This window comes from Oceanicola sp. 22II-s10i, assembly GCF_002210105.1.
Taxonomy (GTDB): domain Bacteria; phylum Pseudomonadota; class Alphaproteobacteria; order Rhodobacterales; family Rhodobacteraceae; genus Pseudooceanicola.
This window is the reverse complement of sequence record NZ_AQQU01000016.1, coordinates 12,412-24,791: the sequence shown is the minus strand read 5'-3', so window position 1 is coordinate 24,791 and position 12,380 is coordinate 12,412. Positions and strand designations below refer to the sequence as shown.

The window sequence follows — 12,380 nt, the reverse complement described above, 5'->3', positions numbered from 1 at the left end:
ACCCGTACAGTAATATGTTGAAAAGACGTCTCACGTCGGTGCCGTTTCGAAACCCTTCTCATGCAAAGATGCGCAAGAGGACCACCGAAACGAAATAGGTGAGAAGACCGAAGGCGATCGCCGAACTCGCCGCATACTGGAGGATATCCAGCCGGTTTCCTTTTCGGCGTCGCGCCAGATATCCACCCCAGATCGCACCCGCGACAATGCCCGCGATTACCAGCATGACTTTTTCTCCGTTCGTGTTCTCTTGTTGCACCGGTGTGTGCCGACCAGACCTGCAGCCAGTCCCACGGCCCAAGTAGTGAAGATGAGAGCCAGCAGCGCCCAGTCGCCGAAGCGCGCATATAGCGTTGACGGATGAGCAGAGGGCAGAGCCGCATCTATTACACCGGTTTCTCCGTTGCCGAGCCGCGCGACGAGGTCACCGTTCGCGTCGATGACCGCGGAGATGCCCGTATTCGCGGCTCGGATGACAGGAAGGCCTTCCTCTACGGCACGCATCCGTGCGGAAGCCAGATGCTGCTCGGGTCCGATGCTGGTGCCGAACCAGGCGTCGTTTGTCGCGTTGAAAATCCAGTCCGGCCTGAACAGGTCGTCGACCACATGGCTTGGGAAGATGATCTCATAGCAGATCGCCACGGCGACCAGGGGCACACCCGGAAGCGCAAGCGTTCGCGGGCCCGGTCCGGGCGTAAAATCGCCCAGACCCGCCGTGAGTCGCTCGATGGGCAACCAGCCACGGAATGGCACATATTCGCCGAAGGGTACGAGATGGTGTTTCGCGTATCCGGTCAGGATTCTGCCGGTCTCGCCAAAAGCCTGGACCGTGTTGAAATATCGGGTGCCATCCTCGCTCGGTACACGGTCCGGCACCCCGGTGAGCAGCATGCTGCCGTCTGGTAGCGCTGCGGCAATGCGATCCCGCGCCTCCGTATCCTCATCGAGGAAACCCGGAAAGGCGGTTTCCGGCCAAAGAAGAACGTCGAAATCGCCGGGCTGGGTTGAAAGCTCAACATAGCGCGCGAAGGTCGCCTCGCGGTTCTCGGGCGCCCATTTCTCCTCTTGTGGAATGTTGCCCTGGACGATGCGCAGGTCGACACCGGGTGGCTGTTGTGCATCCGACTGGAGGCGAAGCGTACCGACAGCCCACATCGTCGCGATGCCGGCCAGCGCCATGAGCGAAACGGTCAATCGTTGCCGCCCGGACGTCATGACAGCCGCGCCGGGAAGTGCCGCGACGAACACGCTGAGAAAGCTTAACCCATAGCTTCCGACCCAGGCGGCGGTCTGGCGAAGGGCGGCGTAGTCGGCAAGTGCGTAGCCGGCGAGGTTCCAGGGAAACCCTGTCAGAACGTGACCACGCAACCACTCGGTCGCGGTCCAGGAGGTCGTGAACAGGAGGCAGGCGAGGAGACTACCCAGGGCTCCGCGCCGCGCGATTTCGGCGAAGAGCGCTGCGGCAATGGCTGGGAAAATTGCGAGACCTGCGGACAATCCCGCGACAGCCGGGATCGCCATCGCCCCGAACCGCTCGGCCTCGACGTAGAAACTCTCTGCAATCCACGAAATCCCGAAACCGAACTGGCCAAGACCAAACGCCCAGCCGACGAGGAAAGCACGCCCTAGGGAGAGATCGCGAAGACCGACAAAGAACGCGGAATAGGCAACGGGAACGAGCAGGAGAAGCGAGAAAGGCGGGAAAGTCAGAACGGTCAGCGCCCCGGCGGCGAAACCAAGCGTCATCCGCGAAAGCAAACGGTGGCGCAGAGCGATGCGGTTCAGAATTTTCGGTTTCACGACTTGATCGAACGCCGCGCGCTGATCCATGGCGCGGCGAGCAAGAGCCCCACGCCACTGACAACAAATATATCGGCCATGTTGAAGGCAGGCCAATGTGTTGTGCCAATGTAGAAATCGAGAAAGTCTGTTACAGCCCGATACCGCACACGATCGATAACATTGCCCAAGGCTCCGCCAATGATCGCGCCATAGGCAAGTGTTTCGACCGCATTTTCGGCGCGAAACAGCATAACCCCCAGCCAAACACAGATGGCAAGAGCGAGAGCGATGAGGCTCCACCACGGAGCGCCGCCCAGCATCCCGAAAGTCACGCCGTCATTACGATAAAAGACGAGGTTGAATCCCGGAAACACGGAAATCCCGGCGCTTAAAGTGACGGCATTCGCAACGACAATGGCTTTGGTGATCTGATCGATCGCGAACGCAGCAAGCGCTGCAAAGACGCCGATCATCGCAGATACTTTGTATGATGACATTGCCTCATCCCAACCAGACATCGAGAAACAGCATCAGAACGAGCCCGACTGCGAGACCGAGCGTCGCCCTGTTCTGATGGCCGCTGCGATGGGTTTCGGGGATGATTTCGTGGCTGATGACGTAGAGCATTGCGCCCGCGGCAAAGGCCAGTCCCCATGGCAGCAGCGGTTCCGACAGCGTGATGATCCCGGCCCCGAGCAGGCCGCCAATCGGCTCGACCATGCCCGTCAGCGCCGCGATGCCCCAGGCGCGCAGCTTCGGATATCCCTCGCCCAGCAGAGATACAGCGACGGCCAATCCTTCGGGCGCATTCTGAAGCCCGATGCCGACAGCAAGCGGCAAACCGCCCTCCATACCTCCGGATCCGAAGCCGACCCCGACCGCGAGGCCTTCGGGGAAGTTGTGGATCGTGATCGCGATGATGAAAAGCCAGACCCGCCGCAAAGACGCCGCTTCGGGCCCTTCGCGTCCCGTCTTGAAATGCTCGTGCGGCAGCTTTTCGTTCATCAGCGCGACAGCCCCCATGCCCAAGAGGATCGAGACGCATACGATGGCCGCAGGCATCGCGCCGTTCTCGAACATCGGCTCGGCCGCATCCAATGCCGGGATGATCAGCGAAAAGAAGGAAGCGGCGAGCATCACACCGGCAGCGAAGCCGAGCGACAGATCGCGTGTGGCCCGCGACGGGATGCGTCCAAACAACACGGGAACTGCTCCGACTGCCGTGAGCGATCCGGCAGCCAGACTTCCGAGGAAGCCGAGCATGATCGGAGAGAGGTTTTCCATGGGCGGGCCAGGTTATCCTTCGCCGTAGCTCGAAAAGACTTCCGTCGACCCGTCCTCGCGGATGAGGAAGACATCATAGGCCTCGCGGTCGTCTTCTGGCCCCATGCCGGGCGAGCCATAGGGCATCCCAGGCACGGCGAGACCGACTGCGTCCGGGCGCTCATCGAGAAGGCGGCGGATGTCAGCGGCCGGTACATGGCCTTCGATCACGTAGCCGTCAATGAGCGCGGTGTGGCAGGAGACCATGCGCTGCGGCACGCCGTTGTCGAGCTTGAAGCGAACCAGCGACCCACCGAACATGTCCTGGCCGGTCGGCACAAAACCGTTCTCTTCGAGGTGGTTCATCCACGAGAGGCAGCAGCCGCAACCGTTCGTCTTGCGGACGTCGATCGCCGTTGCCTCTGCGAGGGCCTGGGCCGCCGGGAAAAGGGCGAGCGTGATGGCAAGAGCTTGGGTCATGCGTTTCATGGGTCAGAGCCTTTCGGTTGTCGTTTCGGCAATCTCGCTGCCGAGGTTTTCATTCAGAAGCGCCCGCGCCTCGGCCAGACGCGAGAGCGCGGCGGTATCATCCGCTTCGCTCTCAGCTGCTTCGGCGAGCCGGTCGTCAGTGAGGGGGTCAGTCGGGCGCCCATCCACGAGGACTTCGTAGTGCAGGTTCGGACCTGTCGCCGTGCCAGTCGCGCCGACGCGGCCGATCACATCTCCCGCCGCAACGCGTTGGCCTTGTGCCAGGTCTTCCGGCACGGCGCTCAGATGCGCGTAGCGCGTCATGGTGTCGGAGCCGTGCGAGATTTCGACCACACGGCCATAGCCACCGCGCCAGCCAATGAAACTAACCCGCCCCGGTGCCGTCGATTGAACCGGTGTCCCACGTGCCGCTGCGAAATCGACGCCTGTGTGCATCCGGACGTTGCCAAAGACCGGATGCGTGCGGCGTCCGAACACCGAGCTGAGGCGCGCACCCTCGACCGGCTGTGCGAAGACGCGCAGCACCTCGCCATCGACGTAGATCGTCGCCTGACCGCTGCCGTCGTCCGGCCATACGATCTCGTAAAGCGAACCGCCGATCTCCAGTGCGGCGAAGGCGAGTTCGGGCTGTCCGATCCTGTCCTCGCCGACCCGCGCCTCACGCCAGAGAAGCCTTAGTGCTTCGCCGCCGGCCATCTCGCGGCGGAAATCCACGGTCCCACCCAGCATCTGCGCAAGGTCCACGGAAAAACGGGCGGGTATGCCGGCTTCTTCGAGTGCCGCGAAGATCGAGCTGTCGATCACCGCTTCGCCGGCAAGGGTTACGATCTCCGGATCCGGAGTCACGACCTGTGTGGACAACCGCTCGCCGAACACCACCTCGATCCGAACCCCGTCCTCGACGGCAAGTGCGACGGTGCGGGGGCTGCCGTCCATGGTCGAAGCAACAGTGACCGAGTGCCCCGGCCGCAGCCGTCGCAGATCGTATTCCGCGCCAAGCGCGAGGGCAACTTCGGCTCTGTCAGGTGCCGCAAGTCCAGCTTCGGACAGCAAGAAATCGAGCGTCTCGCCAGGTGCAATGTCGCGCGACCACGTCGACAGCGGTGGCTCGATCGCGCTTACCGGCCTGTCGGCGAACGCGACCTGCAGAAGGGGTAGGGAGCCGAGGTCGGGTGCATCCTCTGCCCATGCCGTCGCGGGCAGCGTCACGAGGATGTCAACGTTTCTAGGGGCTTCAGGACCTTGGGGCATCCAGCTACCTGCCTGGGCAAGTTCCGGCGGCACGGGTTCTTTCGACAAAAGATCAGAGATGGCGATAGCCGCTCCCGAAACCGTCCCCGCAATTGCGACACCCGCCGCCAAAGTTCTGAGCCTCATGTCGCCCCCTCCATTTCTTCTGCCAGCGCGCGACGGATCTTCGGCACCGCGAATTCTCTGGCTTCGTGATAGTCGATCATGGTGACGAACCGCCCAGAGGCTGCGAACAGGAAGACGCTCGCGGTGTGGTTCATCGTGTAATCGCCGCTCTCCGTCGGTACTTGCTCGTAGGTGGCGCGGAAGCCGTCCGCGACGCGCGCGATCTGCTCTTCCGGCCCCGTCCAGCCACGGAGCGCAGGATGGAAGTAGCCGACATATTCGGCCATCGTTTCGACAGTGTCGCGCTCGGGATCGACCGTGATGAAAACCACGTTCATCTCGTCGGCCTCGTTTCCCAGATCGTCGAGCCATCCCGAAATGTCCGAGAGCGTGGTCGGGCAGACATCGGGACAGTAGGTGAAGCCGAAGAACGCCATCGTCGGGCGACCGATCAGGGTTTCCGGCCCGACCGCGTTGCCCTCATGATCCGTCAGACGGAAATCCATCTCGGTCAGGGCCACAGGCCGCTGCCCGACAGGTTCAGGTCCACCGGGTCCATCGACCTGCCACCAACCGACGAAGAGCATCAGGGCGACCGCCCCGACACCAGCCGCCCCGTACCCCAGGATCGCCCGTCGCCGCATCAGTCCTCTGGCCCCCGCGCGGCGATTCCGAGGATCGGCACCTCGACCGTCACTTCGCCTCCGTCTTCGAAAAGCAGGGTCAGCGGAAAGGTGTCCCCTTCCGTCATCAGTTCTTGCAGCCGCATCAGCATTGCGTGCAGGCCCCCCGGTTCGAGCGCGACGCTCTCGCCCGGGGCGATCGCGATCTCCCCCGCCGGGTTCATGGAACTCACACCTTCGGCATTTGTCTTCGTCTCGTGAATTTCGGGCATCATCGCGAGCGGCGTTGTAAGGCCGATCAGCGTCACTGGCTCGTCGCCAGTGTTGCGGATCGTCATGTAAGCGGCCCCGGGACGGTTCATCCCGATGGAGGCGCGGGACCACGCGTTCTCGACGACAACATCCTCGGGTCCGGCCAGCGCGGGCGCTGAGAACCCTCCAAGGGTCAAAAGCGCCGCCAGTGTGCTGGTCAAAATATACTTTTTCATCGTTCTGATCCTGCCCTTTGTATTCAGCTTTGCGCGGCAGCGACTTCGGCGGCCACCAGACGACGCAATTCTGCCTCCCCGAATGGATCGAGCGGCTTGCCGTTCACGAAGAATGTGGGCGTCTGGCGAATTCCCACGGTCTCGACGTCGGCACGATCCTGGTTCAGGATCGCCACGACATCGGGCGCCATCATTTGCGTGCGCGCGGCCTCGGCATCGAGTCCGGCCGTGGCGGCGATCTGAAGGATCAGGCCGGGCGCCGGGGCACCGTGCGACGCCCATCTCGGCTGTTCCCGCAGAACGGCCTCAAGCACCGGCACGTAAACGTCCTGCATGCGTGCCGCCTCGAGCACGCGGATCGCTTCCTCGGATGCCGCGCCGTGGAAGGGCGTGTAGCGGATCACGACGCGGACAGCATCCCCATGCTCGGCCATGATGTCCTTCACGACGGGATGAAAGGCGCGACAGGCCTCGCAGGCCGGATCGAAGAATTCGACGATCGTGACGGGCGCTTCCGCAGGCCCGAGGATGGGCGAGTAGGGGCGGATCATCGCGTCCGCGAGTTCCGGCGCAACAGGCTCCGCTTCGGCCACCGGGCCGGGGCGGGTTGCAAACCAGGTGGTTCCGCCGAAACCGGCGACGCCGAAGGCGAGAACGGACAGGATCAGGGCGCGTCGGTTCATTTTCGTGTGTCCTTCAATGAAAGGGCCGACAGCGCCCCGATCAGCGCGAAGGCGGCGAGGGCCATCAGCGGGATCGGGATGCCGAAGACCAGTTGGTTGTCATCGGTGCAAGAGGGGCCGGTGGCCGTGCAGGGCTGGATGCGTTCGGGAACAAGACCGACGTACAGCCCCATGTGCCAGAGGGCGATTGCGCCGCCGCCAAGCGCCAATGCGATGCCGTAGCGCCCCACACGGCCGTCCCGCCACCAAAGGCCCAGCCCTAGGATAATGGCCAAGGGAAACATGAAGGCGCGCTGGAACCAGCACAGCACACAGGGCGTCTGCCCCAGCACCTCGCCGATGAAAAGCACGGCAAGCGAGGCGACGAGCGCGATGATCCATGCCAGCCCGAGGGCTGTTTCTCCGGATATGCGGTTCATGTCGATCAGATCCTCTCTTCCAGATCGGCGAGAATCTCTTCGGCCGGGGTGCCGTAGGGCCAGGAGTCGGCAAAGCCCGCGTCGGGATCGAAGAGGAACAGATGCGACGTGTGGCCCATCGTGTAACCATCCGGCGCCGCAGCCTCTTCGACGCGTTCAAAGAAGATCGGAAACGTCTCGGATGTGGCGGCGATTTGTTCCGGCGTGCCCGTCAGCCCGATGATGCTCGCATCGAACAGCGGGACGTATTCGGCGAGTGCGGCGGGCGTGTCCCGTTCGGGGTCGATTGTTATGAAAATCGGCTGGACCTTGGCGGCATCGTCGCCCAGACCGTCCATCACCGCCGCGACCTCTGACAGGGTCGTCGGGCAGACGTCGGGACAGTTGGTGAAGCCGAAAAACACCAGCATCCAGCGCCCCGCAAAGTCCTCCTCGGTTCGAACCATACCCTGGTGGTCCGTCAGTTCGAATTTAGCGAAAAAAGGCGGTTCGGCGTCGGTTCGGGCGCGGTCGGCACGATAGTCGGACCAGAGCAAAAGCCATACGAAGGCAAGCGCTGCCACGCCTGCCAAAACCCAAAGAAACTTCTGTGCCGATGTAAGGGACAATCCTGTTCGCCTGTTATTGATTCTTATTGCATGTGCGGATACATCCTCTAGCCGCTAGAGGTTCAAGCACGAAATCATGGTATAGCTTGAACTCACGCGTCTGTGAATCCGACACTTGTTTATTCCGACGGCAAAACCTACACAAACTGTATCTTTTTCATGGAGGCGAAAATGCTCACGATCGGTACTCTGTCAAAGAAGACTGGCACAAAAGTGCAGACCATCCGGTACTACGAACAGATCGGACTCATGCCCGAACCTGGCAGGACCGAAGGCGGACAGAGGCGCTACGACAATGCACAGCTCGACCGACTGTCCTTCATCCGCCATTCGCGGCAACTCGGTTTCTCGCTCGATGCGATCCGCGAGCTGCTCGACCTCAGCGACCATCCCAACCGCCCCTGCGACGAGGCAGATGCCATCGCGCGTCGCCAGCTCAAACAGGTGGAGCAGCGCATGGCCCGCCTGAAGGCGCTGCGCACGGAACTGAAACGCATGGTTCACGAATGCAGCGGCGGGCGGACGGGAGACTGCAAGGTGCTTGAGGTGTTGCGGGACCATTCGGAATGCCTGACCGAGCACGAGGAAATCGGGGCCTGAAGGAATTCAGCCAACATTCCGGCTGGAACGCAGATCAGCCGCAGAAGTTAATGTGTCGTACAACACAGGCTGGAACCACAAAATGGCTGCTAGACAAAATTCAATGGAGAGACGGACGCTTTGGATCGTTCTGGCGCTCAATATCGGTTTGGCCGTGGCCTTTTTCGCAACAGGCGCCTTCGGCGACTCAAGTGCCCTGATCGCCAACGGGCTCGATAACCTCTCCGACAGCTTCGTCTACGCGATCAGCCTTTTCGCTTTGTCCCGATCCGACAAATGGAAACGCGGGGCGGCGAACGTTTCCGGCGGGCTGCTGATCCTGTTCGCCGCTGGTATCCTCTACGATGCATGGCGCCGCTACATCGGCGGGTCAGATCCGCTCGGGACGATCATGATCGCCATGGCCCTGTTTGCGGCGGCGATCAACGCAGTCTGCGTCTGGCTGCTCGCTAAGCTCAAAGATCCGGACGTCAACATCCGCGCGGCCAACACCTTCAGTTACAACGATTTCGCCGCGAACCTCGGAATCGTCTTGGCTGGCGGCCTCGTCGCCTGGCTGGGAACCAACTGGCCGGACCTCGTCGTCGGCGTGATTGTCGCCGGGATCGCGGCCTGGGGAGGTATCGACATTCTGCGCGACGCACACGGCGAACACCACAAAGCAGTTCATACGGGCAAATAGTTGCGGGAGATTCTTTCTGAAAGAAAGGGTTGAAGCTATAGTGACTATAGTAATTAGGCTTGTTCCAAGACGATTCGAGGAGCGACTCCGTTGCAGATGACCGACCCCCTACTTGCACCCACCAAATTACTGGATTTTGATGCCGCGCCTCTTGCGCATCTAATTGAGACCCGCGGCTGGCGCGGCTTATCCGAATACGATCGGATCGGAGCTGCCTATGATTTCGTTCGGAATGAAATCGCGTTCGGATACAATCGAGCTGACGACATCCCCGCCTCCGAGGTGCTTTCCGACGGCTACGGGCAGTGCAATACCAAAGGGACGCTCTTGATGGCGTTGCTGCGTGGTGTTGGCATTCGTTGCCGGTTGCATGGGTTTACGATCCACAAAGGCTTGCAGCGCGGTGTTGTCCCAGAGTTGGTGTATCCGCTTGCTCCGCAAGAAATTCTCCACTCATGGGTTGAGATCGAATATCAAGGTGCTTGGTTCAACCTCGAAGGCTTCATCCTGGATGACGCTTTCCTGACAGTCCTGCAAACGTCTTTCTCGGACACGGACAGTCTCTGCGGTTATGGCGCGGGCACGGATTGCCTTGGCGCGCCTCCCGTCACCTGGAACGGAGAAGATACCTACATTCAGAAATCCGGCATCGTGCAAGATTTCGGCGTGTTTGATACGCCGGACGCCTTCTATTTGTCCCATGAGCAATCCTTTGGATGGCTGCGTGGTGCCCTTTACCGTCATATCATCCGCCACTGGATGAATGCGCGCGTACGTGGTTTTCGCAGCGGTCGCCTGAAGACTGACCGACGCGCGACACACGCGCACGCGGAGCCTGCCAATGCCACATGACCACGGGCACGCGCCTATCGATCCGAATTCTGGGGACCGGCGGGTTGCCATCGCCATCTGGGCAAACGGGCTACTTACCGTTGCGCAAGTCGTCGGGGGCATATTCTCGGGCAGTCTGGCACTGATCGCCGATGCGCTGCACAACTTTTCCGATATGGCCTCGCTTGTCATTGCCTTCGCCGCACGCAAGATCGCGCGCCGCCCGGCCGATGAACGCATGACCTTCGGCTATGGCCGGGTCGAAATCGTGGCGGCCCTGATCAACTACACCACCCTCATCGTGATCGGCTTCTATCTGATCTACGAAGGTGGCATGCGCATGATTGATCCACCCGAAGTCATGGGGTGGACCGTCGTCATTCTCGGTGGAATTGCGCTTGTGGTCGACACGCTGACCGCAATGCTGACCTATTCGATGCAGAAGGGCAGCGTGAACATCCGCGCGCTTTTCCTGCATAACCTGTCGGACGCGCTTGCTTCGGTCGCGGTTATCGTCGGTGGGTCGCTGATCATCCTTTACGACATGCGTTGGGTCGATCCTGCCATCACCATCGGCATCGCGATCTACATCCTGTATCTGTCTTTCACTGAAATAGGCGGCCCAATCCGAACCCTGATGCTCGGGAGCCCGCCGGACATCGACAACGAGGCCGTCGTCGAAGCGATGCGGAAAGTCGAAGGCGTCGCCGACGTCCACTACGTCCATCTCTGGCAAATGCAAGAGCACGAGGCTGCGCTCGACTGCCATGTCGTCGTGGCAGCCGAGGGCTGGTCGAAGATCGAAGAGATCAAGAGCGCGATCAAGAAGCGGCTGAAGGAAGAGTTCGGCATCAGCCATTCCAGTCTCGAATTTGAGCATGAGGATCGCGCTCATCAGAACGCCGATCTCTACGGTCACGGCAACGCAAGTGAAAAGGAGAAGACCAATGTTCAAGGAAACGCTGACCGAGCATGATGATGTCATCGGGCTCGTCTGCGCGATTACGCGGACCGGCATGGGCTCGATCCGAGCAACTGGGTCATTCTGACCAAACGATCCGATCAGGCAAATGACGCGACGCGCCTTCCGGCGCGGGAATATGGGCTGGAGTTCACGATGACCGCCGACAGCGACATGATGATGCACGGAGCGGTCACCCATGTCGTGGACATCGGCGGGCGGTTCGCTGCAAAATTCCATGGCATGGACTTCAAGAACGTGAACCTGATCCTCTATGTCAGCGAGTTGATCAACAACGCCCAGCATCGACGCCGGGAGCCCAACTGGTGGGACCGGCTGACAGGTGTGTTTCAATGAGTGTCGTCGCGACTGGCGTCAGGCTGTCCTCGACAGACGGAGTTTCCCTGACAGCTCTGCGTCGGTATTTTGCGGTGATCATCCCGGCCAACTTGATCTGGGAGTTCGCGCATATGCCGCTCTACACGATCTGGAACGAGGGCACTTGGGGTGAGATTGTCTTCGCAGCCGTCCATTGCACGGGTGGCGATATCCTGATCGCCATGAGCGCGCTGATGCTTGCCCTCATGCTGTCGGGCCGGGGCTGGCCCCTGGTCGCCTCGACGCGGCGGTCTGTGACCGTCCTGACGGTGGTGTTCGGGCTCGGATACACGCTGTTCAGCGAATGGCTCAACATCGTGATCCGCGCGGCCTGGGCCTATTCGGACCTGATGCCGATCATTCCGATCCTCGATGCGGGCCTGTCACCTGTGTTGCAATGGATCGTGATACCGCTGGTCGCGTTCTGGTGGGTCTGGCGGCCTTTCAACAACGATCGTGATGTATGATGGATATTTCCGGCATCGGCATCTTCGCGGCCTTCCTGGCGGGTGCCATTTCGTTCCTGTCGCCCTGTGTCCTGCCACTGGTGCCTGGCTACGTCTCGTACATCGCAGGGCAACCAGATTTGCGCACGACGCGGTCGGTCGGCTTGCGGGCGCGCGCCGGGGCGCTCGGGTTGAGTGCCTGCTTTGTCCTGGGCTTTTCGACGGTCTTCGTCGCCCTCGGGGCCCGGGCCAGCGCGCTCGGATCCCTGCTGCTGACATGGCGCACCGAGCTAAACTATCTCGGCGGCGCGATCATCATTCTGTTCGGACTGGTCATGCTGGGTGTCTTTCGTCTCAATGCGTTCTCGCGCGATACCCGTTTCAATCTCGACATTCCCGGCGGTCGCCCGTTTGGGGCCTACGTGCTGGGACTGGCCTTCGCCTTTGGCTGGACACCTTGCATCGGTCCGATCCTCGGCGCAATCCTGACGCTCAGTTCGACCTCCGGCGGCATGTCGGACGGCATCTGGCTGCTGTCGATCTATTCCGCTGGACTGGGGGTGCCTTTCCTGCTGGCCGCGCTCTTCACCGACGCCATCGCCGCGCGGGTAAGGCAGATCGGCAAAGCCGGTCGCTGGCTCTACAAGGGCGCGGGTGTTGCCATGATCATCATGGGAGTTGCCATCATGACCGGGCAATTGTCACGGTTTGCCTATTGGCTGCTGGGGACGTTTCCCTTTCTCGCGACGATCGGGTGACGAATCTCGAACC

18 protein-coding genes are annotated in these 12,380 nt (G+C 61.3%); 7 read left to right on the top strand and 11 right to left on the bottom strand.

Going from position 1 to position 12,380, the window contains the following annotated elements; genetic code table 11:
* Nucleotides 1-58: 58 nt before the first annotated feature.
* The 11 genes from ATO6_RS25215 to ATO6_RS22545 are packed head-to-tail and all read right to left on the bottom strand — an operon-like array spanning nt 59 to nt 7,675.
* Nucleotides 59-226, bottom strand: a complete 168-nt coding sequence (locus ATO6_RS25215; protein ID WP_009503847.1) for a hypothetical protein — start codon at nt 224-226, stop codon at nt 59-61.
* Nucleotides 217-1,830 (bottom strand): apolipoprotein N-acyltransferase, encoded by a 1,614-nt coding sequence (lnt, locus tag ATO6_RS22590; RefSeq protein WP_028095371.1) that lies wholly within the window; start codon nt 1,828-1,830, stop codon nt 217-219. Before lnt ends, ATO6_RS25215 begins: the two co-directional genes overlap by 10 nt.
* Nucleotides 1,797-2,255, bottom strand: coding sequence for a signal peptidase II (lspA, locus tag ATO6_RS22585; RefSeq protein ID WP_009503845.1), 459 nt, complete (start codon nt 2,253-2,255; stop codon nt 1,797-1,799). Before lspA ends, lnt begins: the two co-directional genes overlap by 34 nt.
* A gap of 28 nt (nt 2,256-2,283) precedes the next feature.
* Entirely contained in the window at nt 2,284-3,066 is a 783-nt protein-coding gene (locus tag ATO6_RS22580; RefSeq protein WP_028095370.1) for a ZIP family metal transporter, read from the bottom strand.
* Between the two features lie 12 nt (nt 3,067-3,078).
* On the bottom strand, nt 3,079-3,534 hold the full coding sequence (locus tag ATO6_RS22575) for a DUF411 domain-containing protein (RefSeq protein WP_028095369.1): 456 nt from the start codon (nt 3,532-3,534) through the stop codon (nt 3,079-3,081).
* 3 nt (nt 3,535-3,537) lie between these two features.
* A complete protein-coding gene (locus ATO6_RS22570; protein WP_028095368.1) occupies nt 3,538-4,911 on the bottom strand; it encodes a M23 family metallopeptidase in 1,374 nt (457 codons plus the stop codon).
* Complete coding sequence (locus ATO6_RS22565) at nt 4,908-5,534, bottom strand: SCO family protein (RefSeq protein ID WP_028095367.1); 627 nt, start codon at nt 5,532-5,534, stop codon at nt 4,908-4,910. Before ATO6_RS22565 ends, ATO6_RS22570 begins: the two co-directional genes overlap by 4 nt.
* Nucleotides 5,534-6,001, bottom strand: coding sequence for a copper chaperone PCu(A)C (locus tag ATO6_RS22560; RefSeq protein WP_028095366.1), 468 nt, complete (start codon nt 5,999-6,001; stop codon nt 5,534-5,536). Before ATO6_RS22560 ends, ATO6_RS22565 begins: the two co-directional genes overlap by 1 nt.
* A gap of 23 nt (nt 6,002-6,024) precedes the next feature.
* Nucleotides 6,025-6,684, bottom strand: coding sequence for a thioredoxin domain-containing protein (locus ATO6_RS22555; protein ID WP_028095365.1), 660 nt, complete (start codon nt 6,682-6,684; stop codon nt 6,025-6,027).
* Complete coding sequence (locus ATO6_RS22550; RefSeq protein ID WP_028095364.1) at nt 6,681-7,103, bottom strand: disulfide bond formation protein B; 423 nt, start codon at nt 7,101-7,103, stop codon at nt 6,681-6,683. The genes ATO6_RS22555 and ATO6_RS22550 overlap by 4 nt, the downstream gene beginning before the upstream one ends.
* Nucleotides 7,104-7,108: 5 nt before the next feature.
* On the bottom strand, nt 7,109-7,675 hold the full coding sequence (locus ATO6_RS22545) for an SCO family protein (protein WP_028095363.1): 567 nt from the start codon (nt 7,673-7,675) through the stop codon (nt 7,109-7,111).
* Nucleotides 7,676-7,882: 207 nt separating this feature from the next.
* Here ATO6_RS22545 and ATO6_RS22540 point away from each other — a divergent pair, with 207 nt between their 5' ends.
* The 7 genes from ATO6_RS22540 to ATO6_RS22510 all read left to right on the top strand — a co-directional run bounded on the left by ATO6_RS22540 (nt 7,883) and on the right by ATO6_RS22510 (nt 12,367).
* Nucleotides 7,883-8,311, top strand: coding sequence for a helix-turn-helix domain-containing protein (locus tag ATO6_RS22540; protein WP_013959865.1), 429 nt, complete (start codon nt 7,883-7,885; stop codon nt 8,309-8,311).
* A 103-nt stretch (nt 8,312-8,414) separates the two neighbouring features.
* Complete coding sequence (locus tag ATO6_RS22535; protein WP_028095362.1) at nt 8,415-8,993, top strand: cation transporter; 579 nt, start codon at nt 8,415-8,417, stop codon at nt 8,991-8,993.
* 96 nt (nt 8,994-9,089) lie between these two features.
* The gene (locus ATO6_RS22530; protein WP_028095361.1) at nt 9,090-9,845 is read left to right on the top strand and encodes a transglutaminase family protein; all 756 of its coding nucleotides are present in this window, start codon (nt 9,090-9,092) and stop codon (nt 9,843-9,845) included.
* Nucleotides 9,835-10,800, top strand: coding sequence for a cation diffusion facilitator family transporter (locus ATO6_RS22525; RefSeq protein WP_028095360.1), 966 nt, complete (start codon nt 9,835-9,837; stop codon nt 10,798-10,800). The genes ATO6_RS22530 and ATO6_RS22525 overlap by 11 nt, the downstream gene beginning before the upstream one ends.
* Nucleotides 10,801-10,941: 141 nt before the next feature.
* Nucleotides 10,942-11,142, top strand: coding sequence for a hypothetical protein (locus ATO6_RS25535; RefSeq protein WP_028095359.1), 201 nt, complete (start codon nt 10,942-10,944; stop codon nt 11,140-11,142).
* Nucleotides 11,139-11,630, top strand: coding sequence for a hypothetical protein (locus ATO6_RS22515; protein WP_009503822.1), 492 nt, complete (start codon nt 11,139-11,141; stop codon nt 11,628-11,630). Before ATO6_RS25535 ends, ATO6_RS22515 begins: the two co-directional genes overlap by 4 nt.
* Complete coding sequence (locus tag ATO6_RS22510; protein WP_028095358.1) at nt 11,627-12,367, top strand: cytochrome c biogenesis CcdA family protein; 741 nt, start codon at nt 11,627-11,629, stop codon at nt 12,365-12,367. The genes ATO6_RS22515 and ATO6_RS22510 overlap by 4 nt, the downstream gene beginning before the upstream one ends.
* Nucleotides 12,368-12,380: the final 13 nt, after the last annotated feature.